The organism is Rhodovulum kholense, assembly GCF_003053725.1.
GTDB classification, from domain to species: domain Bacteria; phylum Pseudomonadota; class Alphaproteobacteria; order Rhodobacterales; family Rhodobacteraceae; genus Rhodovulum; species Rhodovulum kholense.
The window spans coordinates 187,634-211,491 of record NZ_QAYC01000007.1; the positions used below are offsets into that span (position 1 = coordinate 187,634).

At 69.4% G+C, this 23,858-nt stretch carries 22 protein-coding genes; 14 read left to right on the top strand and 8 right to left on the bottom strand.

Translation table 11 applies throughout. The features are described 5' to 3' along the window. The first annotated feature begins 31 nt into the window (after positions 1-31). From C8N38_RS11290 to C8N38_RS11305, 4 genes are read left to right on the top strand one after another with little or no spacing between them, the layout of a single operon-like run. Positions 32-1,567: a sugar ABC transporter ATP-binding protein gene (locus C8N38_RS11290; protein ID WP_108027280.1), complete on the top strand. Its 1,536-nt coding sequence runs from the start codon at positions 32-34 to the stop codon at positions 1,565-1,567. Further along, complete coding sequence (locus tag C8N38_RS11295; protein WP_108027281.1) at positions 1,564-2,613, top strand: ABC transporter permease; 1,050 nt, start codon at positions 1,564-1,566, stop codon at positions 2,611-2,613. Before C8N38_RS11290 ends, C8N38_RS11295 begins: the two co-directional genes overlap by 4 nt. Positions 2,614-2,626: 13 nt before the next feature. Beyond that, complete coding sequence (locus tag C8N38_RS11300; RefSeq protein WP_245895687.1) at positions 2,627-3,580, top strand: ABC transporter permease; 954 nt, start codon at positions 2,627-2,629, stop codon at positions 3,578-3,580. Positions 3,581-3,586: 6 nt separating this feature from the next. Then, entirely contained in the window at positions 3,587-4,498 is a 912-nt protein-coding gene (locus C8N38_RS11305) for an SMP-30/gluconolactonase/LRE family protein (protein WP_108027283.1), read from the top strand. A 12-nt stretch (positions 4,499-4,510) separates the two neighbouring features. On the opposite strand, the gene C8N38_RS11310 is transcribed toward C8N38_RS11305, so the two are convergent. Beyond that, entirely contained in the window at positions 4,511-7,237 is a 2,727-nt protein-coding gene (locus C8N38_RS11310) for a DUF2339 domain-containing protein (RefSeq protein WP_108027284.1), read from the bottom strand. A 153-nt stretch (positions 7,238-7,390) separates the two neighbouring features. Here C8N38_RS11310 and C8N38_RS11315 point away from each other — a divergent pair, with 153 nt between their 5' ends. Beyond that, the gene (locus tag C8N38_RS11315; RefSeq protein WP_108027285.1) at positions 7,391-9,763 is read left to right on the top strand and encodes a Tex family protein; all 2,373 of its coding nucleotides are present in this window, start codon (positions 7,391-7,393) and stop codon (positions 9,761-9,763) included. A 250-nt stretch (positions 9,764-10,013) separates the two neighbouring features. Further along, positions 10,014-11,099 carry a hypothetical protein gene (locus C8N38_RS11320; protein ID WP_146176259.1) on the top strand — a complete coding sequence of 362 codons (1,086 nt, stop codon included), beginning with the start codon at positions 10,014-10,016 and terminating at the stop codon, positions 11,097-11,099. 57 nt (positions 11,100-11,156) lie between these two features. On the opposite strand, the gene C8N38_RS11325 is transcribed toward C8N38_RS11320, so the two are convergent. After that, positions 11,157-11,534, bottom strand: coding sequence for a hypothetical protein (locus C8N38_RS11325; RefSeq protein ID WP_108027287.1), 378 nt, complete (start codon positions 11,532-11,534; stop codon positions 11,157-11,159). Positions 11,535-11,830: 296 nt separating this feature from the next. Beyond that, a complete protein-coding gene (locus C8N38_RS11330) occupies positions 11,831-12,031 on the bottom strand; it encodes a CsbD family protein (protein WP_108027288.1) in 201 nt (66 codons plus the stop codon). 151 nt (positions 12,032-12,182) lie between these two features. Here C8N38_RS11330 and C8N38_RS11335 point away from each other — a divergent pair, with 151 nt between their 5' ends. Beyond that, complete coding sequence (locus tag C8N38_RS11335) at positions 12,183-13,250, top strand: AI-2E family transporter (protein WP_108027289.1); 1,068 nt, start codon at positions 12,183-12,185, stop codon at positions 13,248-13,250. Positions 13,251-13,406: 156 nt separating this feature from the next. Here C8N38_RS11335 and C8N38_RS11340 read toward each other — a convergent pair whose 3' ends face one another. Then, on the bottom strand, positions 13,407-15,002 hold the full coding sequence (locus C8N38_RS11340; protein WP_108027290.1) for a phospholipase D family protein: 1,596 nt from the start codon (positions 15,000-15,002) through the stop codon (positions 13,407-13,409). 31 nt (positions 15,003-15,033) lie between these two features. Then, the gene (locus tag C8N38_RS11345) at positions 15,034-15,219 is read right to left on the bottom strand and encodes a PLDc N-terminal domain-containing protein (protein WP_075786729.1); all 186 of its coding nucleotides are present in this window, start codon (positions 15,217-15,219) and stop codon (positions 15,034-15,036) included. Positions 15,220-15,569: 350 nt separating this feature from the next. Between C8N38_RS11345 and C8N38_RS11350 the strand changes: the two genes are divergently transcribed. The 3 genes from C8N38_RS11350 to C8N38_RS11360 all read left to right on the top strand — a co-directional run bounded on the left by C8N38_RS11350 (position 15,570) and on the right by C8N38_RS11360 (position 18,146). Further along, positions 15,570-16,421: a PRC-barrel domain-containing protein gene (locus C8N38_RS11350; RefSeq protein WP_108027291.1), complete on the top strand. Its 852-nt coding sequence runs from the start codon at positions 15,570-15,572 to the stop codon at positions 16,419-16,421. A gap of 165 nt (positions 16,422-16,586) precedes the next feature. Next, positions 16,587-17,129: a hypothetical protein gene (locus C8N38_RS11355; RefSeq protein WP_108027292.1), complete on the top strand. Its 543-nt coding sequence runs from the start codon at positions 16,587-16,589 to the stop codon at positions 17,127-17,129. A gap of 96 nt (positions 17,130-17,225) precedes the next feature. Beyond that, positions 17,226-18,146, top strand: coding sequence for a DMT family transporter (locus C8N38_RS11360; RefSeq protein ID WP_108027293.1), 921 nt, complete (start codon positions 17,226-17,228; stop codon positions 18,144-18,146). Here the strand turns inward: C8N38_RS11360 and C8N38_RS11365 are convergent. Next, positions 18,112-18,795, bottom strand: a complete 684-nt coding sequence (locus tag C8N38_RS11365; RefSeq protein WP_108027294.1) for a thiamine diphosphokinase — start codon at positions 18,793-18,795, stop codon at positions 18,112-18,114. The genes C8N38_RS11360 and C8N38_RS11365 overlap by 35 nt on opposite strands. Before the next feature lie 141 nt (positions 18,796-18,936). Here C8N38_RS11365 and C8N38_RS21660 point away from each other — a divergent pair, with 141 nt between their 5' ends. Then, positions 18,937-20,640: a hypothetical protein gene (locus C8N38_RS21660; RefSeq protein ID WP_215731128.1), complete on the top strand. Its 1,704-nt coding sequence runs from the start codon at positions 18,937-18,939 to the stop codon at positions 20,638-20,640. A 16-nt stretch (positions 20,641-20,656) separates the two neighbouring features. Here the strand turns inward: C8N38_RS21660 and C8N38_RS11375 are convergent, their stop codons facing one another. Next, entirely contained in the window at positions 20,657-20,917 is a 261-nt protein-coding gene (locus tag C8N38_RS11375) for a DUF2842 domain-containing protein (protein WP_108027295.1), read from the bottom strand. Continuing rightward, positions 20,917-22,209, bottom strand: a complete 1,293-nt coding sequence (locus C8N38_RS11380; protein ID WP_108027296.1) for an adenylosuccinate synthase — start codon at positions 22,207-22,209, stop codon at positions 20,917-20,919. Before C8N38_RS11380 ends, C8N38_RS11375 begins: the two co-directional genes overlap by 1 nt. A gap of 150 nt (positions 22,210-22,359) precedes the next feature. On the opposite strand from C8N38_RS11380, the gene C8N38_RS11385 reads away from it, so the two are divergent. The 3 genes from C8N38_RS11385 (at position 22,360) to secG (ending at position 23,775) form a co-directional block, all read left to right on the top strand. Next, positions 22,360-22,758 carry a DUF6524 family protein gene (locus C8N38_RS11385; RefSeq protein WP_108027297.1) on the top strand — a complete coding sequence of 133 codons (399 nt, stop codon included), beginning with the start codon at positions 22,360-22,362 and terminating at the stop codon, positions 22,756-22,758. Positions 22,759-22,911: 153 nt separating this feature from the next. Beyond that, positions 22,912-23,337, top strand: coding sequence for a DUF6524 family protein (locus C8N38_RS11390; protein ID WP_108027298.1), 426 nt, complete (start codon positions 22,912-22,914; stop codon positions 23,335-23,337). Between the two features lie 63 nt (positions 23,338-23,400). Then, a complete protein-coding gene (gene secG / locus C8N38_RS11395; RefSeq protein ID WP_108027299.1) occupies positions 23,401-23,775 on the top strand; it encodes a preprotein translocase subunit SecG in 375 nt (124 codons plus the stop codon). Positions 23,776-23,858: the final 83 nt, after the last annotated feature.

Sequence of the window (23,858 nt, forward strand, 5' to 3'; positions counted from 1 at the left end):
CCCCGGCCCGCCGCCTCGGAGTGCCCGCCCAATGCCCATCCCAGAGCCCGCGATCCGACTGTCCGGCGTCTCGAAGGCCTTTGCCGGGTCGCAGGCGCTCGATGCGGTCGATTTCGACTGCGAGGCGGGCTCGATCCATGCAATCCTCGGCGAGAACGGGGCGGGCAAGTCGACACTGATCAAGATCCTCGCGGGGGTGCTGCGGCCCGATACGGGCGAAGTCCGCCTGGGCGGCCGCCCGGTGCGCTTTGGCTCGTCCGCCGAGGCGGCCGCGGCAGGCATCGTCTGCGTATTTCAGGAACTGTCGCTGATCCCCGACCTGACGGTGGCCGAGAACATCTCGGTGGCCGATCCGCCGCGCCGCTTCGGGCTGATCGACGGCGGCGCCCAGCGGCACAGGGCCAAGGCGGTGCTGGCGCGGATCGGCTGCGACGGGCTCGACCCCGAAATGCCTGTTCGCGACCTGTCGCTGTCGCGCCGCCAGATGGTCGAGGTCGCCAAGGCCCTGGCCCGCGACCCGAAGGGGCTGATCCTCGACGAGGCGACCTCAGCGCTCGGCGCGCAGGATGTCGAGACGGTCTACCGGCTGCTGGCCGATCTGCGCGCGCGGGGGGGCAGCTGTCTTTTCATTTCGCACCGGATGCACGAGGTCGACCGGCTGTGCGACCGGCTGTCGGTCTTTCGCAACGGTCGCCATGTCGAAACCTTCGCCCGTGGCACGCGCAGCGCGCCCGAGATCGTGCGGATGATGATCGGGCGCGACATCGCCGCGCATTTTCCGCCAAAGCCCGCCCCGGCCCCGCGCGCGCCGCATCTGAAGATCGACGACCTGCGCTGGCCGCCGCGGCTGACCGGGGTCGATCTGGCCCTTGGCCGGGGCGAGATCCTCGGTCTGGGCGGGCTTGACGGGCAGGGCCAGAAGGAATTGCCGCTGGCGCTTTTCGGGGTGTTGCGCGGGGGTTCGGGGCGGGTCACGCTGGGCGGGCGCACGGGGCTTCCGGGCTCGCCGGCCGCGGCGCGGCGCCCGCCCGCCCGGATCGCGCTGGTGCCCGAGGACCGCAAGACCGAGGGGCCGATGCTGCCGATGTCGATTGCCGACAACCTGCTGGCGGCCTCCTACGACCGGGTCTCGCGCGAGGGCATAGTTTCGCCCGCGCGCGAGGCGGCGGCGGTGCGCGAGGCCATCGCCCACCTGCGGATCAAGGCCGCCCGCCCCAGCGACGCGGTCGCCACCTTGTCGGGCGGCAACCAGCAGAAGGTGGTGATCGCCCGCTGGCTGATGACCGATCCCGATGTGATCCTGCTGAACGATCCGACCCGGGGCATCGACATGGGCACCAAGCAGGAAATCTACGCGCTGATGCGCGTGCTCGCCGACCGCGGCAAGGCGATCCTTTTCTATTCGACCGACTATGCCGAACTGATCGGCTGCGCCGACCGGGTGGCGGTGATGTCTGACGGCCGGATCGCGGCCGAGCTGTCGGGCACTGCTCTGACCGAAGAGGCCCTGCTGGGAGCCGCGCTGAACATCGGCCCGTCCCGGGCCCCCGCCGAGGCGCTGGCATGAGCCCGGATCTTCGCAGGCTTGGGGCCAGGGCAAGCCGCAAGGCCGCACCGCTGGGCGCGCTGGCGCTCTTCCTTCTGCTGTACTTGGTCTACAACATGCTGCATCCGCGCGGGTTTTCGGGGGCCGTGCTGATCCAGAACGCCAATGAAAGCGTGGCGCTGGTGTTTCTGGCCATCGCCCAGACCCTGCCCGTACCGCTGGGCGGGCTCGACCTGTCGGTCGGCGCGGAGATGACGCTGGCCAATTGCCTCGCCTCCGAGCTGGTGACCGGGCCGCCCTTGCAGGTCGCGCTGGGCATGGCCGCGACGCTTCTGGCGGGAACCGCCTTCGGCGCACTGAACGGGCTTGTTGTGGTCTATGGGCGGCTGCAGCCGATCATCGCCACGCTGGCGACCGGCGCCATTGCCATCGGGCTGGCGCTGATCCTGAGGCCCCGGCCCGGCGGCCGGGTCGATGCCGATCTGAGCTGGGCGCTGACCAACGATCTGGCCGAGCTTGTCGCGACCTGGAACCTTGCCGACCCCGAGGCGGCCTGGCTGCGGCCGGTGGCCTGGATTCCGGTGCCGATCCTGATCGTGCTGGTCGTGGCGCTCGGGGTCTGGCTGCCGTTCCGGCGCAGCCTGACCGGGCGCACCGTGTATGCCATCGGCTCGGCCGAACCCGCGGCCGTCCTGTCGGGGCTGCCCGTCGCCCGGGCCCGGATCGCGGCCTTCACGCTGGCGGGCTTCTTCGCCGCTTGCGGCGGGCTTTGTCTTGCGATCCAGACCTCCTCGGGCAATGCCGATATCGCCCAGGCGGGAACCTACACGCTCAATTCCATCGCCGCGGTGGTGCTTGGCGGCACCTCGCTGATGGGGGGCGTCGGCGGCGCGCTCGGGTCCATCGTGGGGGCGCTTTTGGTGCGCACCCTGTCTTTCTATTTCCGCATCCTCTCGGTCGACCCGCTGTTGCAGCCGCTGATCGAGGGCGCGGTGCTGCTGGCCGCAGTCAGCCTCGGCGCGCTGCGCACGCTGAGGGTGCGCAACCGTCTCGAGCTTTTCCGGTAGCCGGACCATGGCGATGACGTTTTCGCAGATTCCCCCCGAGACCCGGCCGGTCCTGATCGTCTCGGGCTTCGTTCTGGCGATCCTGGTGCTGGGCACGGCCTATACGCTGGCCACGGCGGGCACCGCGCCTTTGCTGATGCCGGGATACCTGTTGCAGCAATTGCAGACCGGTGCCTTTCTGGGGATCGTCGCGGCGGGGATGATGATGGTGATCGTGCTGGGGCATATCGACCTCTCGGTGCCCTGGACGATGACCGCCGCGGCGATGGTCGCGAGCGCGGTCGGCGGCCTCTGGGCGATCCCGGCCGGGCTGGCGGTCGGGCTGGCCGCGGGGCTTTTCAACGGGCTCGGTGTCGCGGTGCTGCGGATCCCCTTGATGATCTTCACGCTTGGCGTCGATTCCGTGCTGCGCGGGCTGATGGTGGCCCAGACGGCGGGCTTTGCGCCCCAGGACCGCGCCACCGGCACGATGCGCCTGCTGGCCGCCGGTAAGGTCGCGGGCGTTCCGGCCGCGATCTTCGTCTGGCTGGCGGTGTCGGTCGCGATCGCCGTCCTGTTGCGCCGCACCGCCTTCGGCCGCGAGATCTATGCCACCGGCACCAGCGAGGCCGCGGCCTATCTGGCGGGCATCCGCACCCGCCGGGTGATCGTCGGCGCCTTCGCCGCGTCGGGGCTTTGCGCGGCGCTCGCGGGCGTGTTGCTGGCGGGCTTTTCGGCGAAGGCCTATCAGGGCATGGGCACGCCCTTCCTGCTGCCGGCCATCGCGGCGGTGGTGATCGGCGGCACCCGTATCCTGGGCGGTCAGGGCCGCTATGCCGGGACCTTCGCCGGAGTGGTGCTGATCGTGCTTCTCAATTCCGTGCTGTCGATCATGCAGATGCCCGAGGCCGGGCGGCAGGTGATCTATGGCAGAGTCATCCTGTGCATGTTGCTGGTCCATGGCCGCAGTGCGCGTTCCCCCTCGTGAGGCCCCATGACCGAGACTGCCCCGCTTTATGACATCCGCGACGCCCGCTTCGCGCGGCTGATCCACACCCAAGCCCGGCTCGACCGGCTCTGGACCGGCGGGCGCTGGTGCGAGGGTCCGGCCTGGTTTCCGGCCGGAAAATACGCGATCTGGTCCGACATCCCTAATGACAGGGTGATGCGCTGGGACGCGACCGACGGGTCGGTTTCGGTCTTCGAAAGCCCGGCGCTGAACCAGAACGGCCATGCGGTCGACCGCGAAGGCCGCCTGATCCGGTGCGAACATCGCGGCCGCGCCGTGACTAGGATCGAGCCCGACGGGACGCGGACCGTACTGGCCGACCGGTATCGCGGCCAGCGTCTGAACTCGCCCAATGATGTGACCGTGCGCGCGGACGGGTCGGTCTGGTTCTCGGACCCGACCTACGGCATCGACAGCGATTACGAGGGCGCCGCGGCCGAAAGCGAGATCGGCGCCCAGAACGTCTACCGGATCGGACCCGACGGTGCGCTTAAGGCCGTGGTCGAGGATCTGCGGCAACCGAACGGGCTGGCCTTTTCGCCCGATGGCAGCGTGCTTTACGTGTCGGATACCGGCATCACCCACGACCCCGCCTGCCCGCCCGAGATCCGCGCCTATCCGGTCTCGGCCGATGGCACCGGGGTCGGCGAGGGCGTGCCCTTCTGCCGCTGCGAAACCGGCGTCTTCGACGGCTTCCGGCTGGACCGGGCCGGCAACCTCTGGAGCTCGGCCGGCGACGGCGTGCATTGCTTCGCCCCCGACGGCACGATGCTGGGCCGGATCGCGGTGCCCGAGACGGTGGCCAATCTCTGCTTCATCGGCCCCGCCCGGAACCGGCTGCTGATCTGCGCCACCAGCTCGATCTATGCGATCTACGTCAACGCGACCGGGCTTTGAGCCGGTCCGGCCTCAGCCCTTCTCCCAGATCCGGCTGACCGCGCGGTCGAGCCAGGCCAGACCCGCCAGTGCCAGACCGAGCCCGACGAAGGACGCGACCCGCACCAACCCGGACAGCCCCGACATGTCGATCAGGAACACCTTGGCCACGGTCAGCCCGACCCCGGCCATGGCCAGCCGCCGCAGCACATGCGAGCGCGTCAGGACGGCCGCGACCAGACCCAGACCCGAGGCCAGCAGCAGCGCCAGCGTATAGCTGTAAAGCTCGCCATCGCTGGGCCCCGGCAGCGACAGCTCGGGCCCGCGCCAGAGCCGCCGGATTTCAAGCCAGCCCCAGATGCCCAACGCCCCCGCGGACAGCCCGGCCAGCCCCGGCCGCAACAGCCGCGCCCCCGGCCGCCCCGGCTCGCCCAGCCAGCGCGCCCCTCCCGCCAGCACGAAGGCCAGTGGCCAGAGCGCCAGCGCGAGACTGTCGAACACCGGCGGCCCGGCCACGCGGCGACTGGCAAGGCCGGGGTCGAGAAGCTGCGCCAGATCGCTCAGCAGCAGCACGCCCGCCGTCAGCGCCGATAGGCTCAGGAGCGCCGCGAAGACGATCCGCAGCGGGCGCAGCAGGCCCGGATCGTGCGGCAGCCGCCAGAGTTGCGCCAAGGCGGCCAGCGTCCAGACCGTGGCGGTCAGGCCCATGCCCCAATGGGTCTCGAACCCCTCGGGTCCGGCCCAGCGCCGCAGCGCCACGGTGGCGGCGATGGCCGCCGTCGTCACCAGCGCGGAGTCGGCCAGCGCCCGCACCGCGCCCCGGTCGGGCCGCGCCAGCACCCGCATCGCGGCAAAGGCCGCAAGCGGCCCCAGATGGGCCAGCGCCGCGTCGAGCGGCCCCGCGATGTCGATGGCCCAGTCGACGCCCGGGTCGATCACCAGCCGGTAGCCGATCACCGCCGCGCCGAGCTGCGCAAGCCAGCCCAGAGGCCGCATCGGATGCCGCCGGTCGATGGCGACCGCTGCAACCATCATTGCCGACAGCGCCAGGGTCAGCGCCGTCTTGGTCAGCACGAGGAACAGCGCGAGCCCGATCAGGATCAGCGCCGAGGCCGCGAAAAGCCCTGTCTCGAAGGCCCGGCCCTCACCGCCCAGCGCCGAGCGCCGCTCGGCCAGCAGCACCATCAGCGCCGCCCCGGCCATCACCGCCAGCGCCCAGGGATAGGCGCCCGTCACCGCGGCCGGGGCCCAGAAGACCTCGAGGATCAGCAGCGCAGCCGGAAGCAGCACCGCCGCCCCCAGCGCCCAGAACCCGCGATGGTCCGGGCCGCCGGCCTTGGCCTGGCGGAGCCGCTGGAAGGCGATGACCGACAGGGCCGCGCCACCTGCCGCCAGCCACCAGACGGTCGTGGGCGCCGGGCTTTCGGGCAAACGGTCGATCCCGGCGCGGAAGGCGCCGTAAAGCGGGCCGTCGCCTGCCGCATGCAGCCCAAGCGCCAGAAGCGCCGCGCCCCCGGGAAGAATCGCCAGATCCTCGAAGGCGGGCGCCCGGGCCAGCCCCAGCACCGCCCCCGCGAAGAGCACCAGAAGCAGCGCAAAGCCGATGGCGACCTCGGTCGGGCGCAGGGCGTCCAGCACCAGCAAAAGCCCCGCCCCGGAGGCCAGCGCCAGCCCGGCCGCCGCCAGCCAGGTCGGAAAGGCGGGCCGCGCGCCGCCAAGGCCCTCGGTCACGGTCGGGCCATCGGCGGCGGGCCGCAGGCTGCGGGCCGGGATCAGCGCCGTGCCGGCCGCCAGTGCCAGCGCGGCCAGCGCCAGCCCGCGCGCGTCGGGCGCATGGAGCCATAACAGCCCCAGCGCCCCCGCGGGCAGCGCCAGCGCCAGAACCGACACCCAGGCCCAGCGCCGGAAGGTGTCGATGCCAAGCCCGGCAAGCCCCACCATCGCGAAATAGGGGTAAAGCAGAACCGCCTTGTCCGAGGACCCGCCGACGAAGAAGGGCGCCGCCGTGGCCCCCAGAAGCCCGATGGCCGACAGCACCGGCCCGTAAAGCCAGCCCAGCAGCATCGCCACCACCGAGACCGCCGCCATGCCCGCGAGCGCCGGAACCGATCCGATCAGCCCGTAAAGCGCATGCGCCGAGAGAATCGCGATGAACAGAACGACCGTGCCCGCGCCCGAGAAGGTCGAGGGCAGGTGGCGCAGGTTCGGCGCCGCGGTGTCGCCGTGGCGCCGCCGGATCGCCTCGCCGGCCGCAATCAGCGCGGCCCCCAACACCAGCGCCCCCAGCACCCGGAGCGGCGGGGTCAGCAGACCCTGCTCGACCCCGTATTGCACCATGAAGAGCCCGCCAAGGATCAGCGACAGCGCGGCCAGCGCCAGCGTCCAGTTTTCCCGCAGCCAGGTGCCAACACGGTCGGCGACCGCAGGCGTCGCGGGCAGGGTCCGGGCGGCGGCCGCCTCGGTCTCGGGCGCGGCCGGGAGCGGCATCGCTGGCGGCGCGGCGGGCTCGGGCGGCACTGCGGCCGGTTCGGGCAGGTCGCGCGCCGCGACCGGCGGCGGGACCGCCGGGGTTTCCGTCGCAGGCGCCTGTTGCGCCCCGTCGCGGCGCAGCACCGCGATGTCTTCGGCCAGGGCCGCGACCCGGGCTTCGAGCGCGCCGGTGGTCTGCCGCAGCCCCAGATAGGCCAGCAACAGCGCCGGCAGGCCGATCAGGACCAGAAGGCCGTAGACCACCCCGAACAAAACCCACAAGACTTCCATGGCACCCTTCCCGCTTGCCCGGCGCGCAGTCTCGCCCCGAGCCCCGCCCGGCGCAAGGTCCCGCGCAAGAACCCGTGCGGCCGGATTCCGCCGCTTGGCTGCGGCCGCCCGACAGGCTAGGGTGTCGCCCCCTGACCCAGACTTCGGACCGCCATGACCGCCGATCTTGCCCCCCGCATCGCCCGCACCATCGCCACCGAAATCGGCGCCCAGCCGCATCAGGTCACCGCCGCGGTCGAACTGCTTGACGGCGGCGCGACGGTGCCCTTCGTCGCCCGCTATCGGAAAGAGGCGACCGGCGGGCTCGACGACACCCAGCTGCGCGATCTGGCCGAACGGCTGGCCTATCTGCGCGAACTCGAGGCGCGGCGGGCGACGATCCTCGAGTCGGTCCGCGAGCAGGGCAAGCTGACCGAAACGCTCGAGGCCGAGATCCGGAAGGCCGAGACCAAGGCGGTGCTGGAAGACCTGTACCTGCCCTACAAGCCCAAGCGCCGGACCCGCGCGATGATCGCCCGCGAGAACGGGCTCGGCCCGCTGGCCGAGGCGATCCTTGGCGACCGCGGCGCCGCCCCCGAGACGCTGGCCGAGGGCTATCTTTCCGAGGCCGTGCCCGACGTGAAGGCGGCGCTGGCGGGCGCGCGCGACATCCTTGCCGAGGGGCTTGCGGAAAATGCCGACCTGATCGGGCGGCTGCGCAGCTTCCTGCAGGACAGCGCGCTGGTCACGGCCAAGGTGGTCGAGGGGCAGGAACAGGCCGGCGCCAAGTTTTCGGACTATTTCGACCATCGCGAGCCCTGGGCCACGATGCCGAGCCATCGGGCGCTGGCGATCATGCGCGGGTCGAAAGAGGGCGTGCTGACGGTCGATATCGGCCCCGAACCCGAAGAGGGGCTGCCCCGGGTGCAGGCCATGGTGGCGGGCGCGCTCGACGTGCGGGGCGACGGTCCCGGCGACCGCTGGCTGCGCGACGCGGCCGGCTGGACCTGGCGGACCAAGCTGAGCCTGTCGATGATGCTGGACCTGATGGGCGATCTCAGGACCCGCGCACAGGACGAGGCGATCCGGGTCTTTGCCCGAAATCTCAAGGACCTGCTGCTGGCAGCACCTGCGGGCGCAAAGGTCACGATGGGGATCGACCCCGGCATCCGCACGGGCTGCAAGGTGGCGGTCGTCGATGCGACCGGCAAGCTGCTGGACACCGCCACGATCTATCCCTTCCAGCCGAAGAACGACCTTCGGGGCGCACAGGCGACGCTGGCCACGCTGATCCGCACGCATGGGGTCGATCTGATCGCCATCGGCAACGGCACCGCGAGCCGCGAAAGCGAACGGATGGTGGCCGAGCTGCTGGGCGACCTGCCCGCGCCGAAACCGAAGAAGGTGATCGTCAGCGAGGCGGGCGCCTCGGTCTATTCGGCCTCGGAACTGGCGGCGAAGGAATTTCCCGGGCTCGACGTGTCGCTGCGGGGGGCCGTCTCGATCGCGCGGCGGCTGCAGGACCCGCTGGCGGAACTGGTCAAGATCGAGCCCAAGGCCATCGGCGTCGGCCAGTACCAGCACGATGTCGATCAGCACCGGCTGGCCCGGGCGCTGGACGGTGTGGTCGAGGATGCGGTGAACGCGGTCGGCGTCGATCTGAACATGGCCTCGCCCTCGCTGCTCGCGCGGGTTTCGGGGCTGGGCGGGTCGCTGGCCGAGGCCATCGTCGCCCATCGCGACGCGAACGGCGCCTTTTCGAAACGCAAGGACCTGCTGAAGGTCGCGCGTCTCGGGCCCCGCGCCTTCGAGCAATGCGCGGGCTTCCTCAGGATCACCGGCGGCGACGAACCTCTCGACGCCTCGGCCGTCCACCCCGAGGCCTATGACGTCGCGCGCCGGATCGTGGCCGCCTGCGGGCGCGACCTGCGCGCGGTGATGGGCGACGAGGCCCGGCTGGGCGCGCTCGACCCGATGGAATTCGTCGATGACCGGTTCGGCCTGCCGACCGTCAGGGACATCCTGTCGGAACTGGCCAAACCCGGGCGCGACCCGCGGCCCGAATTCGTGACGGCAAGCTTCGCCGACGGCGTCGAGGACATCACCGACCTGCGCCCGGGGATGCTGCTGGAAGGCACGGTGACCAACGTCGCGGCCTTCGGTGCCTTCGTCGATATCGGCGTGCATCAGGACGGTCTGGTCCATGTCTCGCAACTGGCCGACCGGTTCGTGAAGGACCCCCACGAAGTCGTGAAGGCGGGCGACGTGGTGAAGGTCCGCGTGGTCGAGGTCGATGTGCCGCGCAAGCGGATCGGGCTGTCGATGCGCAAGGAGGGCGGGACCGAGGCGGCCCCCCGCGACGTCGCGCGCGGTGCGGCGGGCAAGGGGCCGGAACGCGGGCCGGGTCCGAAAGGATCGGGCAAGGGACCGGGGAAAGGCCCCCGAAACGGCCCGTCGCGGCACAGTTCGGGGCCTGGCGGCAAAGCCTCGGACGCCGCGCCCGGGGCCCTTGGCGCGGCGTTGCTGGACGCGATGAAGCGCCGCTAGGCCAGCGCCGCACCGGTCCGGGCGCGCCGCGTGCGGACGGCGGTCTTCTTCCGTCCGTCGCCAGATCGTCCCCCCGTCGCCGCACAGCGCATGGCCGGGCGACACGCGCCTGCGCGAAAGCTCCGGCAGGCGGGCGGGCGGGAGGAGGCAGGCGGGCGGGAGGGCGCCCAGACCCCCGCCGCGACGCCGGTTCGATTGACGCGGCAGGGACGATCTGCCATGCCGCCAGCGCTTGGGCTGCGAGGGCAAGATGCAAGACAAACCGCTCGAATCCATCGAACTGGACCTGCTGGCGATCATCCGCCAGATCCATGCCGAAGAAGGCCCCTTCGGGCGCGACCTGCTGCTGGTGCGGGCGCGCGGGCGGGGACTTGAGGTCTCGCGCCCGCTGGGACGGCTGAAGGCGCTGGGGCTGGTCGAAGAGATCCAGCGCAAGCCTTTCATTCTGCGCCGGGTGTTCGGCGCGAAGCCCGTCGCCCTGCTGCGCCCGACGGCCGCCGGTCTGGCCTTGGGCGAAACCGCTGCCGAGGAGAGCCCGGCCGAGGTGGCCGCCGAAACTCCGGCCAAACCGCCGGTGAAGGCTTCCGCCAGGACCGCCGCCGCCAAAGTCGCCAGCAAGCCCGAGGCCAGGGATCCCGCGCCGGAAGCCCCGGCCAAGGTCGAACCCGCACAGCAACCGGCGCCTGTCCAGCAACCGGCCGATCCGTCGCCGGCAACAGAGCCCGCGCCCCAGACCCCGCCCGCCGACCTGCCGAAACCCGAAGCCGAAGCTCCCTCGCCGACACCGGCGGCCGACGATCTGCCCTTGCCGATGCCGCGCCGCGCCGCGCCGCGCAACGTGCGCGGCTATACCGAAGAGCTGGGTGGCAGCCCCGCTGCGGTGAAGACGGTGCCGCTGCGCCACAATGCCGACCCGGCCCTGATGGAGAACCTTCGCGAGGCGCTGGCGGTGATCGGGATCGAGATGACCTTTGCCGGAGAGGCCCTGATCGCCGACCGGATGGAGCATGGCGCCTCGATCGGCGAGGCGCTGTCGCAGGTCGTGCTTTTCGCCTTTGCCCATGCGGTGGCCGAGGATGCCCGCGCGGGCGGCCAGCTTCAGGCGATGGGGCTGACCGACTATGCGGTCGACGTGATCGCCGAATTCGAGCGGCTGCGCGATGCGGGCGAGATTTCCGGGGACCGTCTGGAAGAGGACATGCGTCGCCTCTGGACGCTGGTCGGCGACAGCCCCGAGCGGCTGAGCCTGGCCCAGGAACTGCTGGCCGACCCTGTGGGCGGGCTGACGCCGCCCGCGCTTCTGCCCGAGGACCTTCGCCCGGCAGAAGACGCCTGAACGGCACCTGTGGCCCGTCACGCAGCCCGGCGTGGCGGGCGCATGCGCGGCCCGGTATCAGGCCGCGCTGGTCTCCATCAGCGCATCATGGACCATGCGTTCGGTGAACGGCCGCAGCAACAGGCGCCACCCCTCGCCCATGACCCGTTCGACATCCTCGCCAAGGGTCAGAACCAGACGGGCGCCGTGCTTGGCAAGATGGGCCGCAAGGCCGCTGGACAGCGCATCGTCGACCCGCATCTCGAGAAACGCCGCATCGACCGCCCCGACGTCTTCGAGCGCAGGCGTCACCTGGTCGATCGACGAGAAATGCATCACGCGGCACGGCCCAAGGGATTCGATCGCCTGAATGAGGTCGGCCGAAATCAGGGCGTCCCTTTCAAGCACCACATAAGTCGGGCAGTACGTCGTGAAAGGCGCAGCCGCGTGCGGCATCGAGAAGCTCCGTTCCTGTCAGAGGGTACGTGAACTTCGATCATAGACGGAAAGTCGCAGCAAGTGCATTAACAATGCAATTACCGATACTGTTCCCGCGGAAAGACGCCGGCTTCCCTTGGGGAAACTCTTAAGACCGCCTTAAAAACAGGCAATCTCTCGGGTCACTTCGGCGGAATATTGTCCTTTTTCACGGGCTTTCACCGGCCTGCCCCGCGCCAGGGGGGCAGGCGCCACGGAAAAAGGGGCGCCCCGCCCTCCAGAGGACAGGGCGCCCGGATCTTGTGGCGGCCGCGTCAGTTGAACTTCGAGAGGAACTCGTCCACCTCGCGCTCGGCCTCTTCACGGGCCTTGCCATAGCGTTCCTGGACGAGGCCGACCAGTTGTTCCCGGTCGCCTTCGGTGCGATCCAGTTCGTCATCGGTCAGCGCCCCCCAGGCTTCGCGCGCCCGGCCCTTGATCTGCTTCCATTTCCCTTGGATGATATCCGTATTCATCGAATTCCTCCTTTTCGGTTCCAGTCTGCCCAATCAACGTCCCAAGGCCGGAAAGGGTTCCGCAAGGCAACGCTGATACGTTCCGAGCGACCTCCTTTCCGGACCGCGCGGAACCGACGGAACCGCGCGCACCCGCGCGCGTTGACCGGCCATGACCGACCCCACATTCCGCATCGATCCGGCGTCCCGCACAGCCCTCATCATTCTGGCGGCAGTCGCGGGCTTTGCCGCGCTGAAACTGGCCGAAGACATCTTCGCCCCGCTCTGTCTGGCGCTGGTTGCGGGGATCATCCTGTCGCCACTGGCGGATTCGCTCGAACGGCGGCTGAAACTGCCGCGTACCCCGGTCGCGGCGGCGCTGCCTATGCTGGGTATCCTCGCGGTCGGGGCGCTGGCCTTCGCGCTGGAACCGCTGGTCGGTCGGCTGGTCGACCAATGGCCGACGATCCGCTGGGAACTGCGGGGCGTGGTCAACGATTTCCGCGGATTCGTGCAGAATCTGGGCCAGGTCGGCGACGAGGTCCAGCGCGCGCTGGGCGGCAGCGGTGCGGACGAGACCGCTGCCCCCTCGATCCCGACCCTGACCGACGCGCTTTTCGTGGCGCCCCGGATCGGTGCCCAGATCCTGATCTTCATCGCGGCGCTCTTCTTCTTTCTGCTGACCCGCTCCGAGGTCTATGCCTGGATCGCCAGCTTTGCCGGTCGGCGGCTGGGGCGCGAGGCCATCCTGACCCGGATCCGCACCGCCGAGCGTCTGGTGGCGGTCTATTTCCTGACCATCACGCTGATCAATGTCGGGCTCGGCGTCTCTCTGGCGGTGGCGCTGGGGGTGCTTGGCATGCCCGGAGCCATCGCCTGGGGCGCGGGCGCCGCGCTTTTGAACTTCGTGCTTTACGTGGGTCCCGCAACGATGGTGGCGGCGCTGCTTCTGGGCGGCCTGATCGTCTTCGATGGCTGGGCCTCGGTCTTGCCCGCCGCGATCTATCTGGTGCTGAACGGGATCGAGTCGCAGGTCGCCACGCCGACCTTCGTCGGCCGCCGGATCGCGGTGAACCCGCTGGCGATCTTCGTCTCTCTGGTCTTCTGGCTGTGGTTCTGGGGACCTCTCGGCGGGGTGATCGCGATCCCGGTTCTGGTGATCGTTCTGGCGATGCTCGACATCTTCGACGAGCCCGAACCGGACATGATGCCGGAACCCGAGCCCTCTGAAACCCTCTGACCCTGCCTCGGCCTTGGGTGACCGAGGCGGCTCGATCTGCAATCTCGCCCCTTGCAGACGGCAAACCTTGCAGACGGCAAACGGGGCGGGTCCGCCCCGCCCCGCCCCGCCCCCTGCAAAACCGGGACGACCGCCGCCGGCGCAGCGAATGCCGCGTCAGACTATTTCGGGCGGCACTCCTGGCACCGGCAGGCCCAGCTTGCGCGCGGGGTCGGAATCGTAATGCACCAGAAACCCCTCGCGCCGCTCGGGCCGGCGGCGACTGTTCAGATCGGCCAGCACCCGCCAGTGCTCGAACGCGGTCGCGGGGTCCAGGGCCTCCGGATCGACCTGAACGTCGGCATCGCGCGACAGCCAGTACCCCATGACCCGCTGCCGGATCTGTTCGACATGGCGGGCGGCGGTCAGCTCGATCCCCGCCTCGGTGTCCCAGCGCATCGACCGGCCGTTCAGGTTTGCCGAAGACAGGATCGCCGCGCGGTCGTCAAAGATCGACACCTTGGAATGGACATAGATGATCGGCGCGTCCTGCAGCGCCTCGCGGCCGTCGGCGTCGACAATCCGGCGCGGCTGCACCGGCGACAGCACCAGAACCCGGTCCGGACCGAAAGCATCGTACAGGAGGCCCAGGCAGCGGCTTTGCAGATGCTCGCCATAGCGCACGTCGAGCCCGCTGCTGTTCTCGAAGGCCACGTCCTCGGGGGCCGCGGGCAACACCAGGATAGCGCGCAGATCGGGGCGCGCCTCTGCCCGGCGGGCGAGCGCCTGAGCCAGCGGCAGATGCCGGAAGAACTGGGTTTCGAGATAGACCAGATGTTCGGCCGCGGCGATGCGCGACAGATGTGCCCGCTCGATCTCGGTCACCACCGGCATCGGCGAAAACCGGAACGGCGCGCGCCGCGCGGGCCGCGACAGCGTGCGCAGGAACCCCGGCGCGGCCGGACCCGGCGGGCGCTGGCCGGCCACGATCGATAGAAAGCCCTCGAGATGGTCCTCGGCCGCGCTGACGACCGGCCCTCGCACCAGCGCATGGACGTCATGCCAGGTCCGCTCGGGCGCGCGACGGTGGCGGGGCGTGTCGTAGCGCCGCTCGTTCAGATCGAGACCGCCGACATACAGCAGACGTCCGTCGAACACCGCCATCTTCTGGTGATGGGTGGCCGGCGTCAGATCCGGCACGCCGGGCACCGCCACGATCCGGCCGTCGTGCCGGGTGCGGGTGATCCGGGCAAGCCCAGGGGCTTCTTCCAGAAACCGCGCGCGCGCGTCCCCGGAAAGGGCGTTCAGTTCGGCCAGCACCACGCGCAGCTTGCCATGCGCGCCGGGCCAAAGCACCAGCCGCGCGCCAAGCCCGGCCCGCGCGCTGTGCAGGGCGCTGACCACCTCGAGGCTTCCCGCTCGGGCGATCTCGCAAGCGGCAATCAGCTTGCGCCGGGCGTTCCAGCTGAGCCGATGCAGGTCGGCCGCGCCGATCGGGTCGAAATCGGCCAGTATCAGCCGGACCCTGACCCCGCGTTCGAGCGTATGGACCAGAAGGTCGAACCAGTCCTCTCCCACCGCCCGGGCTTCGGGCGAGCGAAGCCGGGTCGACACATCGAAGATGCGGAAACTGGCCGAGATGGTGTGGCGCGCCTCCAGAAAGGCGCGCTCGAGTGCCGGATAGGCCTCGGCCGCGGTCAGAAGAAGCTCAAGCTCCTCGACCGGACCGGTCGCTGCGGCACGAGCCGCACTGCTTTCGGTGAATCCATGCATGGCGTTGGCTGCAGGCTTGTCCGGCCGGACCTCAGCGGATGACGGCGGAGCGCGGCCCCGCGATCAGCCAGATGATGAAGCCGATCAGCGGCAAGAGCAGGATCAACAGGATCCAGAGGACCTTGTTGCCGGTCGCGACACCGGAATTCAGGACCGAGACGATGGCCCATATATCGAGAATGAGGACGAGAAGACCGCCGATCCCTGTGACTTCCATGACGGATGTTCCTTTTCTGATGGCCTGGTTCCGAGTGTCGTAAGCGATGTCCCGGAACAACGCCGGGCTCTGCCCTGCGGTTCCCTGACCGGCCCCTGCCTGCGGCAGGCCGGTCCCGCCAGGCGGCGCGTCGCCCGATGCCGAACCGGGAGGGGCCGCGGACGCGCCCCGAATGGCAAATAGACCATAGTTCGGAACAGGCGCGTCGGAACGCACAGAAACCGGGCAGGTTCCCGAGATTTTCTGGCCTTTTTCTGGGCGCTTTCTGAAACCCGCAGGCCCCGACCACGTTGTCTGGCCATGGAAGCGGCGCCGGACCGGCACCGCCACACGAAGAAGGAGGTTCACAGATGAAACGTATTCTTGCGACCACCGCCCTTGCCACTCTCGTCGCCATGCCCGCCCTTGCCCAGAGCCAGGGCGGTCCGATTTCCGCTCCGGATGTCGATGTGGCCGGCCAGTCGATGAGCGCCGACACCCTGATCGGCAAACGCATCTATGTCGACACCGGCACGGATGAGGGCATGTCGATGACCGACCTGACCGACGCTCCCGACACTTGGAAGGACGTGGGCGAGATCGGCGACGTCTATATCGACGGCAATGGCTCGGTCGAAGCCGTGATCGCCGATATCGGCGGGTTTCTGGGCGTGGGCGAGCGCGAGGTTGCGCTCGACATGCAGAGCCTGAAATTCGCGCCGGACGCGGATGACGAGGGCGAATATTTCGTCGTGTTCCAGGGCGATGCGTCGACCCTTGAAGGCAAGGACGCCTATGACCGCGCCTCGATGGACAACGAGGGCGACTTCCTCGGCATGGAGACCAAGCAGGCCTCGAACGAAGACGGCATGAAAACCGAGCAGGCCAAGGCCGATGACAGCGACATGGGTTCCGCGACAGACGCCGGTACGCCGCTTTCGGACAGCGAGCGGGCCGAGCTGACCGCCGAGGATCTGCAGGGTCAGCCGGTGATCGGCGCAGATGGCAAGAAGATCGGCGAGATCGGCGAGCTGGTGCTGACCGATAGCGGCAAGATCGACCGGGTGATCGTCGACGTGGGCGGTTTCCTCGGCATCGGCGAGAAGCAGGTCGAACTGGCCTATGGCGAGCTTGACATCTCGCATGGCGAGGACGGCGATCTGAAGGTCACGACCGTCCAGACCGAGGATACGCTGAAATCGCTGCCCGAGTGGACCGGCTGATCGCTCAGCACACCAGCAGGACAGGGGGCCGCCATCGCGCGGCCCCTTTTGCCGTCCGGCCTCCTGCGGCAGCGGGACCCGGGCGGCGTTAGCAAACCCTTCATCGGAGATAGCCATGCTTGGCCCGACTCGCCCGACCGGGCCGCTTTCGAGGAAGACATATCGATGAATGTTCAGGGAAACAGTGCCTTCGCCCAGAGCATCGCGAATTACACGCGCGTCAGCGGCACCGCCGGGGTCCGGTCGTCCGATTTCGCCAAGGCGGCGGAAGAAGCCTCCGGCTCCGCCGCCGCAAGCTCGGCAGCCTCCCCCCGCGGCCCCGATGCCATCGCCGACATTTTCGCCCGCTACGACATGGCCAACATCTCGCCGCGAGAGATCGACGCCATGGCCAGGGACCTACGCGATGCAGGCTTCGAGGATCACGATTTCCTGCTTCAACTCGAAATCCATGGCGAGACGTTCCAGTCGCATCTGGTCGACTGCCTGCGCGAGGCCGGAATGGATGTCAGGGCCCCGGATTTCACACAACCGATGGACGTGTTCTCGACGACGCGTGCGCAGATCAGCTATTCGCGCCTCGCCGGCCAACCGACCGCCTGGCTCGAAAGCTTCCTTGCCAAGCTCGAGACCTATCAGTCTCCCGTGCATGCGGATGCGGCCCGTGGCGCGGTCGCACAGAGCATGGTGCTCGGTCGGGCGACCTGACCCCGCCCCCTCGGCGCAGCACCTCACCGCCACGGGCGCTCCGGCTGGCAGCCGAAACCGCTGGACGGCGGCCCTGGTTCCGGCCAGACCGACTGGATGACCCAAAGCACCGACCGCATCCTGCCCGGCATCCTTCTGATGGTCGGCTTTACCGTCACCGCCCCGGTGATGGACAGCTTCGCCAAGCTCGCCTCGGCGGAGATCCCCGTGGGCCAGATCGCCGCCGCACGCTTCGGCGTGCAGGCCGCGATCCTGATGCCGCTGGCTGTCGCTCTGGGGCAACTCGCCTGGCCCTCGGCGCGCGAGGCGGCGCTGCATCTGGTGAGGGCCGGGCTGATCCTCTGTGCGACAACCGCGTTCTTCGCCGCGTTGCAGGCGATGCCGCTGGCGGATGCCATCGCGATCTTCTTTGTCGAGCCGTTCATCCTGACCCTGCTGGGCGCGCTCTTCCTGGGCGAGGCCGTGGGCTGGCGCCGGATCGTCGCCTCGGCGGTCGGGTTTTCAGGCGCGATGCTGGTGATCCGGCCGAGCTTTGCGGCCTTCGGCGCGGTGGCGCTGCTGCCGCTGGCCACCGCCTTCTGCTTTGCCGCCTACATGGTGCTGACGCGACAGATTGCGCGGCGGATGCCCACCGTGGCGCTGCAGGCCTGGACAGCGGTCGCGGCCAGCTTCATCGTCCTGCCGGTGCTGGTTCTTTGCGACGGCTCGGGGATCGGACCGCTCGACCCGGTCTGGCCGCGAGGCCCATTCTGGGTCTGGTTGGCCGGGGTCGGGATTGCGGCCACCGTCTCGCATCTTCTGATCAGCGGAGCCCTGCGGCTCGCGCCGACCGCCGCCATCGCCCCGCTGCAATATCTTGAAATCGTCGCGGCGGCGGCGCTGGGCTATCTGATCTTCGACGACCTGCCCGACCTCGAGGCGCTGGCCGGGATCGCGCTCATCATCGGCTCGGGGTTTTACGTCTTCCTGCGCGAACGTCGGCTCAGCCTGACGCGGCCGCCGCCTCCGGCCCCATGAGCGCCGCAACCGCCGCGTCCAGCGCCGCAACCGGCAGGATCACCGCCATACCCGGCCGCTCCATCCGCAGTCGCACCGGACCCGAGACCCGGTTCGAGGTTCCGATCCGCCCGCCCGGGGCGAAATCGAGCCCGTCGATGGGCCAGTGCAGCCCCCTGCTGGTGCCGCGCACAGGCGCCATCGGAAAGAGCGAAAAGCGCGACCCCGGCGGCAGGTCCAGCGCCAGTTCCGGCGGGCAGTGAAAGCAAAGATCGTCGTCGCCGATCAGCAGACAGCGCCGGTCGGGATGGCGCACAAGTGCGTTCAGGGCCGCCAGGCCATGGTCGAACCGGTCGCCGAGGAAGCCGATCCCCAGGATCAGCCGGGCCGCGACATGGCGCAGGCATTTCTCGAAATCGGTGCTGTCCTGTTCGGCCACCGGGTGCTGGCGCTCGGCCGGGATCGCCGCCCGCGCCGCTTCGGAGATAGAGTCGAAATCGCCGATCACCGCCTCGGGCATGCGTCCCGCCGCCAGCGCCGTATCCGCCCCGCCATCGGCCGCCACCAGGGCCGGCGCGATGACCAGCGCCCGACTCAAGAGCGCCGGATCGACCGAGGCGCCGCCAAGAAGCGTGATCTTGTCGGAATGATGGACGAATTGTGTCGGCATTCTGGCAACCTTTGGGAGAGATCGTGGCGGACAGTCCCGAAATGACGAAAAAACCTTGAAAATTCCGCTTTCTGTTCATTCTCTGGAACCGCACTATGGTAAACATAGGCGTGTAGTGTTCGGGGAGAAAGCGAGTTTCGGATGGTTGGTCCGACCAAGACCCTGACGGTTTCCTATGGGACCTTCTCCTGCAAGCTGGAGGGGTTCGAAGATTCCTTTGGCATGATGAAGGCCGTCACCGAGTATTTCCGGGACCTTGCGGCCGAAGACCGGTATTTCGGCGCCGAACCTCCGCCCCCCGATGCCGAAACCCTTCAACGCATCGCCGAACGCGAGGTGCGCCGCCGGGTCGAGGCCCGCGTCGAACTGGACGGGGTCGTGCTGCGCTCTGGCGAAAGCCCGGTCGCGGGGGCCGCGCAGGTATCGCATGCGGCGCCGGCACCGTCCAAGGTGCTGCCGCCGCGCGCCGACGAACCCGAATCCGTCGCCGCAAAACTGGCGCGCATTCGCGCGGCGGTGGAAACCGCCCATGCGACGGATGCCGAACTGGCCGGACCCGATTTCGAGGACGAAACCGACGACCTCGCGGCACCCGCGCAGGGCCCGCAGCGCCCTTTCGTCCGACCGCCGGAGCACCCGGCGGATCCGGGCAGGGCGGCCTCCCCTCTTCGACAGAAGGCTGGCCCTGAAAGCGACACAGGCGTCGCGGCCCGGCACAGCCACCGGCCAGATGCGCCCGCCCGGGCCTCGGCCGCCGAGGACCGCCCGCACACGGCAGCGGCCTCCGGTCCCGAGTTGCGGCGTTGCCCGGAGGATCGCGGCCCGGCGGCCAATGCCGCATCGCGCACGGTTCCAGAGACCGCAGAAGCCTCCGCGGCACCGGCCCGGCCGCAGCAGGCGCGCGCCCGGGTGCTGAAGCTGCGCCGGGACGATCTGACCGACGCATGGCCCGACACGCCCGAACGGCCGCTCGCCCCTCCGGCCGACCCCGACGCCCGGCTGCCGGAGTCCGACGAGGCCGACCTTCAGGCCGAACTGGCCGCCCTTCAGGCCGATGGCGCGCCGGTTCGGCTGGCCGATCCGAGCCCAGGCCCGCATCCCGCATCCGGCGATGCGGTCCCGGCCCGTCAGGGCCCGGCCGAGCGCACCCGGTCGGCCGATCTTGCCGATCACGAACTGGCGCTTCAACGGCTGCTGGACGAGACCAATACCAAGCTGGCCGGCCCCGAACAGAAACGCCGCCAGGCCTCGATCGCGCATCTGAAAGCGGCGGTCGCCGCCACGGTGGCCGAGCGGCGGATCGGCAATCGCCTGCGCCGCGACGATGACGGCCCGACCCGTCCCTATCGCCAGGCGCTGGCAGAGGTGGTGCGCGGCGACCGCGAGACTTCGGCGGACGGGGATCGCGGCCGACTGGCGCCGCTGATCCTGGTGACCGAGCAGCGGATCGACGAACCGAAGGAAATTGCCCGTTCCGAAACGGCCGCCCCCGCCGAAAGCAGCGCGACCTTGCGGCTCGACACACCGGTCCTGCCCGCGACCGAGACCCGGCTGCGCGCCTTCGCCGCCGATCTCGGCGCGCATGACCCGACCGATCTTGCGGGGTTGCTGGAGGCCGGGGCCGCCTATCTGATGCGGCAGGAGGGTGTGGCCTATTTCACCCGGCCGCAGGTGATCGAACTGGCCCGCAGCATCGCGGGCGACGGCTTTCAGCGCGAGGACATGCTGCGGGCCTTCGGCATTCACCTGCGCGACGGGCGGTTCCGGCGGCTGAGACGCGGCCAGTTCGTGATGGACGACGTGGCGGGCGGCCGGGAAGACAGGTCCGCCAACCGCATCGCCTGAGGGACGAGACCGCCGTTCAACCGTCGCGCCGCCCGGTTTTCCCGGCGGCTTCGTCCTTTCGCGGCGCGTCCGGGTCAGGCTGCCCGATGCCACGGAACACAAAGCGGAAGGGCAGCGCCCAGACGATGCCGAGCGCCACATAGACCAGAAGCTCGACCAGGAAGGACGGGCGGCCGAGCGCGTTCATCACGCTCACGGCCACCACGATATAGGCGGGCAATCCGATCAGCAGGATCACCAGCGACCAGCGGCGGCGGGCTTTCCAGGACAGCGCCATCAGTCGGAGAACGGATCGGTGACGAGGATGGTGTCGTCGCGCTCGGGCGAGGTCGACAAAAGCGCCACCGGACAGTCGATCAGTTCCTCGACCCGGCGCACATACTTGATGGCGTTCGCGGGCAGATCGGCCCAGCTGCGCGCGCCTTCGGTCGATTCCTGCCAGCCCGGCAATTCTTCGTAGATCGGCGTGCAGCGGGCCTGCTGATCGGCGGCGGTGGGCAAATGGTCGAGCCGGGTCCCGTCCAGGTCGTAACCCACGCAGACCTTCAGCGTCTCGAACCCGTCGAGCACGTCGAGCTTGGTCAGTGCGATGCCGGTCATGCCCGAGGTGGCGCAGGTCTGGCGCACCAGCACCGCGTCGAACCAGCCGCAGCGGCGCTTGCGTCCGGTCACGGTGCCGAACTCATGGCCGCGCGTGCCGAGACGCTCGCCGTCGTCGTCCTTCAGCTCGGTCGGGAACGGCCCCTCGCCCACGCGGGTGGTATAGGCCTTGACGATGCCCAGCACGAAGTTGACCGCGCCCGGGCCGATGCCGGTGCCGGTCGCGGCCTGACCGGCGATGGTGTTCGACGAGGTGACAAAGGGATAGGTGCCGAAGTCGATGTCCAGAAGCGCGCCCTGCGCGCCTTCGAACAGGATCCGCTTGCCGGCGCGGCGCTTCTCGTTCAGCACCTTCCAGACCGGGGCCGCGTATTTCAGGATCTCGGGCGCGATCTCGCGCAGGCTTGCCAGAAGCGCGTCGCGGTCGATCTCGGGCAGGCCCAGCCCCGCGCGCAGCGCGTTGTGGTGCACCAGGGCCCGGTCGACGCGCAGTTCCAGCGTCGCGGCGTCGGCCAGATCGGCGACCCGGATCACCCGGCGGCCGACCTTGTCCTCGTAGCAGGGGCCGATGCCCCGCCCGGTGGTGCCGATCTTGGCCAGGGTGTTCTGGCTTTCGCGGGCGCGGTCAAGTTCGCCATGGAAGGGCAGTATCAGCGGCGTGTTCTCGGCGATCATCAGCGTCTCGGGCGTGATATCGACGCCCTTCTCGCGGATCGTCTCGATCTCTTTCACCAGATGCCAGGGGTCGAGCACGACCCCGTTGCCGATCACGCTGAGCTTGCCGCCCCGGACCACGCCCGAGGGCAGCGCGTTCAGCTTGTAGACGGTTCCGTCGATCACCAGGGTATGGCCCGCGTTGTGCCCGCCCTGGAACCGCGCCACCACATCGGCGCGTTCGGACAGCCAGTCCACGATCTTGCCTTTTCCCTCGTCGCCCCACTGGGCGCCAACGACGACGACATTGGCCACGGCCAATTCCTTTCAAGCTGCTGCAATGCAAACCCGCGCAGGTATAAACGCCTGCGGCGACGAGGCAAGGCAAAAACTCGGCGACACCGCCGCCCGGATCGCTAGATTCGCCGCAGGACGCACGAAACACGAACGAACGGAGAGCCCGAAATGGCCGCATTGTTGCTTCGCTGGCTGGTCGCCTTCCTGCTGCTGGCCCTGACCTACAACCCCACCCCCTGGAATTACGTCCGCTGGGCGATCTCAGGCTGGGACAGCCAGACGCCGATGGTCGTGCTGGCGGGGCTTTTGCTGTTCACCGGCTACGCGATCTACCTGCGCGCCACGCTGCGCTCGATCGGGCCGTTCGGCATGGCGCTGGTGGCGGCACTCGTCGGAGCACTGCTCTGGGTGCTGGTCGACTGGAACGTGATCCGGCTGGACGATCCGGGGCTCAACACCTGGATCGGGCTGCTAGCGCTGTCGCTGGTTCTGGGGGTCGGACTGGGCTGGAGCATCATCCGGCGGAAGCTTTCGGGACAGGCCGATATCGACGACGTGGACGACTAGATCCGCGCGGGACATCGCGTCGCAGAGCCTTGACGGGCCCCGGATCGGCCCGGCCCTGCGACGATGAGGCCGCCCGAAAGTCGACGCATCCGCCCTAGGCCGCGTTAAACTCTTGTCGAGTCGGCACATCAAAATAATCACGGAGGAACATGAATGTCCGGATTCCTGCTTCGCTGGCTGGTCGCCTTCCTGCTGCTCGCCGCCACCTACAATCCGACCGACTATAACTACGTCACCTGGGCCCAGGACAATTACGCCACCGACAAACCGCTGGTCATCGGTATCGGCGTGATGCTGGCCCTGGCCCTGCTGATCTACCTCGTCGCCGCCGTCCGCACGCTCGGCGTTCTGGGGATCATCCTGCTGGTGATCATCCTCGGCCTTCTGGGCTACATCCTTGTCGGCAATGGCACACTCAGCATGGAAATGAGCAGCTTCAACGTCTGGGGCGGCGCGGTTCTGCTGTCGCTGATCCTCGGCGGCGCGATGAGCTGGCGCTCGCCCAGCAAGATCAAGGCGGCGAACGCCAAGAAAGCCCGGTCGACCAGCAAAACCGCCGGCAAGACCGCCAGCGCCTGAGGGGTTGCGGGAGCGGCCCGTTCGGCATAGGTACGCGCCAAGTCAAAGCCGGGGCCGCTCCATATGGAAAACGTCATCCTCATCGTTCATCTGATCCTCGCCGTCTGCCTGATCGGCATTGTGCTGCTGCAGCGCAACGAAGGCGGCGGGCTCGGCATGGGTGGGGGTGGCACGATCACCGGCCGCGCCCCGACCACGCCGCTGGGCAAGCTGACCTGGTTCTTCGCGGTCTGCTTCATCTCCAGCTCGATCGCGCTGACCATCATCGCCGCTGAAAACGCCGCAGGCACCTCGGTCGTCGACCGGCTGGGCATCCCCGCCCCGGCCGCCCAGGACGAGACCGCGCCCGGCGATGCGCCCGCCACCGAGCCCGGGCTTCTGCCCCCCGCCCCGGTCGCGCCCAGCGACACGCCGGTTGCGCCGCCCCGCGCGGACTAGGCCGCGCCCCGCCCCACCGCGCGGCCCGACCGGCCGGGACCGCGCGGCTGACACAAAATCACCACAACACATTGATTCGGGCC

Excerpts from the sequence above, each read along its gene's own strand:
- C8N38_RS11290 (WP_108027280.1), top strand. The coding sequence starts at position 32 with ATGCCCATCCCAGAGCCCGCGATCCGACTGTCCGGCGTCTCGAAGGCC.
- C8N38_RS11295 (WP_108027281.1), top strand. The coding sequence starts at position 1,564 with ATGAGCCCGGATCTTCGCAGGCTTGGGGCCAGGGCAAGCCGCAAGGCC.
- C8N38_RS11300 (WP_245895687.1), top strand. The coding sequence starts at position 2,627 with ATGACGTTTTCGCAGATTCCCCCCGAGACCCGGCCGGTCCTGATCGTC.
- C8N38_RS11305 (WP_108027283.1), top strand. The coding sequence starts at position 3,587 with ATGACCGAGACTGCCCCGCTTTATGACATCCGCGACGCCCGCTTCGCG.
- C8N38_RS11310 (WP_108027284.1), bottom strand. The coding sequence starts at position 7,237 with ATGGAAGTCTTGTGGGTTTTGTTCGGGGTGGTCTACGGCCTTCTGGTC.
- C8N38_RS11315 (WP_108027285.1), top strand. The coding sequence starts at position 7,391 with ATGACCGCCGATCTTGCCCCCCGCATCGCCCGCACCATCGCCACCGAA.
- C8N38_RS11320 (WP_146176259.1), top strand. The coding sequence starts at position 10,014 with ATGCAAGACAAACCGCTCGAATCCATCGAACTGGACCTGCTGGCGATC.
- C8N38_RS11325 (WP_108027287.1), bottom strand. The coding sequence starts at position 11,534 with ATGCCGCACGCGGCTGCGCCTTTCACGACGTACTGCCCGACTTATGTG.
- C8N38_RS11330 (WP_108027288.1), bottom strand. The coding sequence starts at position 12,031 with ATGAATACGGATATCATCCAAGGGAAATGGAAGCAGATCAAGGGCCGG.
- C8N38_RS11335 (WP_108027289.1), top strand. The coding sequence starts at position 12,183 with ATGACCGACCCCACATTCCGCATCGATCCGGCGTCCCGCACAGCCCTC.
- C8N38_RS11340 (WP_108027290.1), bottom strand. The coding sequence starts at position 15,002 with ATGCATGGATTCACCGAAAGCAGTGCGGCTCGTGCCGCAGCGACCGGT.
- C8N38_RS11345 (WP_075786729.1), bottom strand. The coding sequence starts at position 15,219 with ATGGAAGTCACAGGGATCGGCGGTCTTCTCGTCCTCATTCTCGATATA.
- C8N38_RS11350 (WP_108027291.1), top strand. The coding sequence starts at position 15,570 with ATGAAACGTATTCTTGCGACCACCGCCCTTGCCACTCTCGTCGCCATG.
- C8N38_RS11355 (WP_108027292.1), top strand. The coding sequence starts at position 16,587 with ATGAATGTTCAGGGAAACAGTGCCTTCGCCCAGAGCATCGCGAATTAC.
- C8N38_RS11360 (WP_108027293.1), top strand. The coding sequence starts at position 17,226 with ATGACCCAAAGCACCGACCGCATCCTGCCCGGCATCCTTCTGATGGTC.
- C8N38_RS11365 (WP_108027294.1), bottom strand. The coding sequence starts at position 18,795 with ATGCCGACACAATTCGTCCATCATTCCGACAAGATCACGCTTCTTGGC.
- C8N38_RS21660 (WP_215731128.1), top strand. The coding sequence starts at position 18,937 with ATGGTTGGTCCGACCAAGACCCTGACGGTTTCCTATGGGACCTTCTCC.
- C8N38_RS11375 (WP_108027295.1), bottom strand. The coding sequence starts at position 20,917 with ATGGCGCTGTCCTGGAAAGCCCGCCGCCGCTGGTCGCTGGTGATCCTG.
- C8N38_RS11385 (WP_108027297.1), top strand. The coding sequence starts at position 22,360 with ATGGCCGCATTGTTGCTTCGCTGGCTGGTCGCCTTCCTGCTGCTGGCC.
- C8N38_RS11390 (WP_108027298.1), top strand. The coding sequence starts at position 22,912 with ATGTCCGGATTCCTGCTTCGCTGGCTGGTCGCCTTCCTGCTGCTCGCC.
- secG (WP_108027299.1), top strand. The coding sequence starts at position 23,401 with ATGGAAAACGTCATCCTCATCGTTCATCTGATCCTCGCCGTCTGCCTG.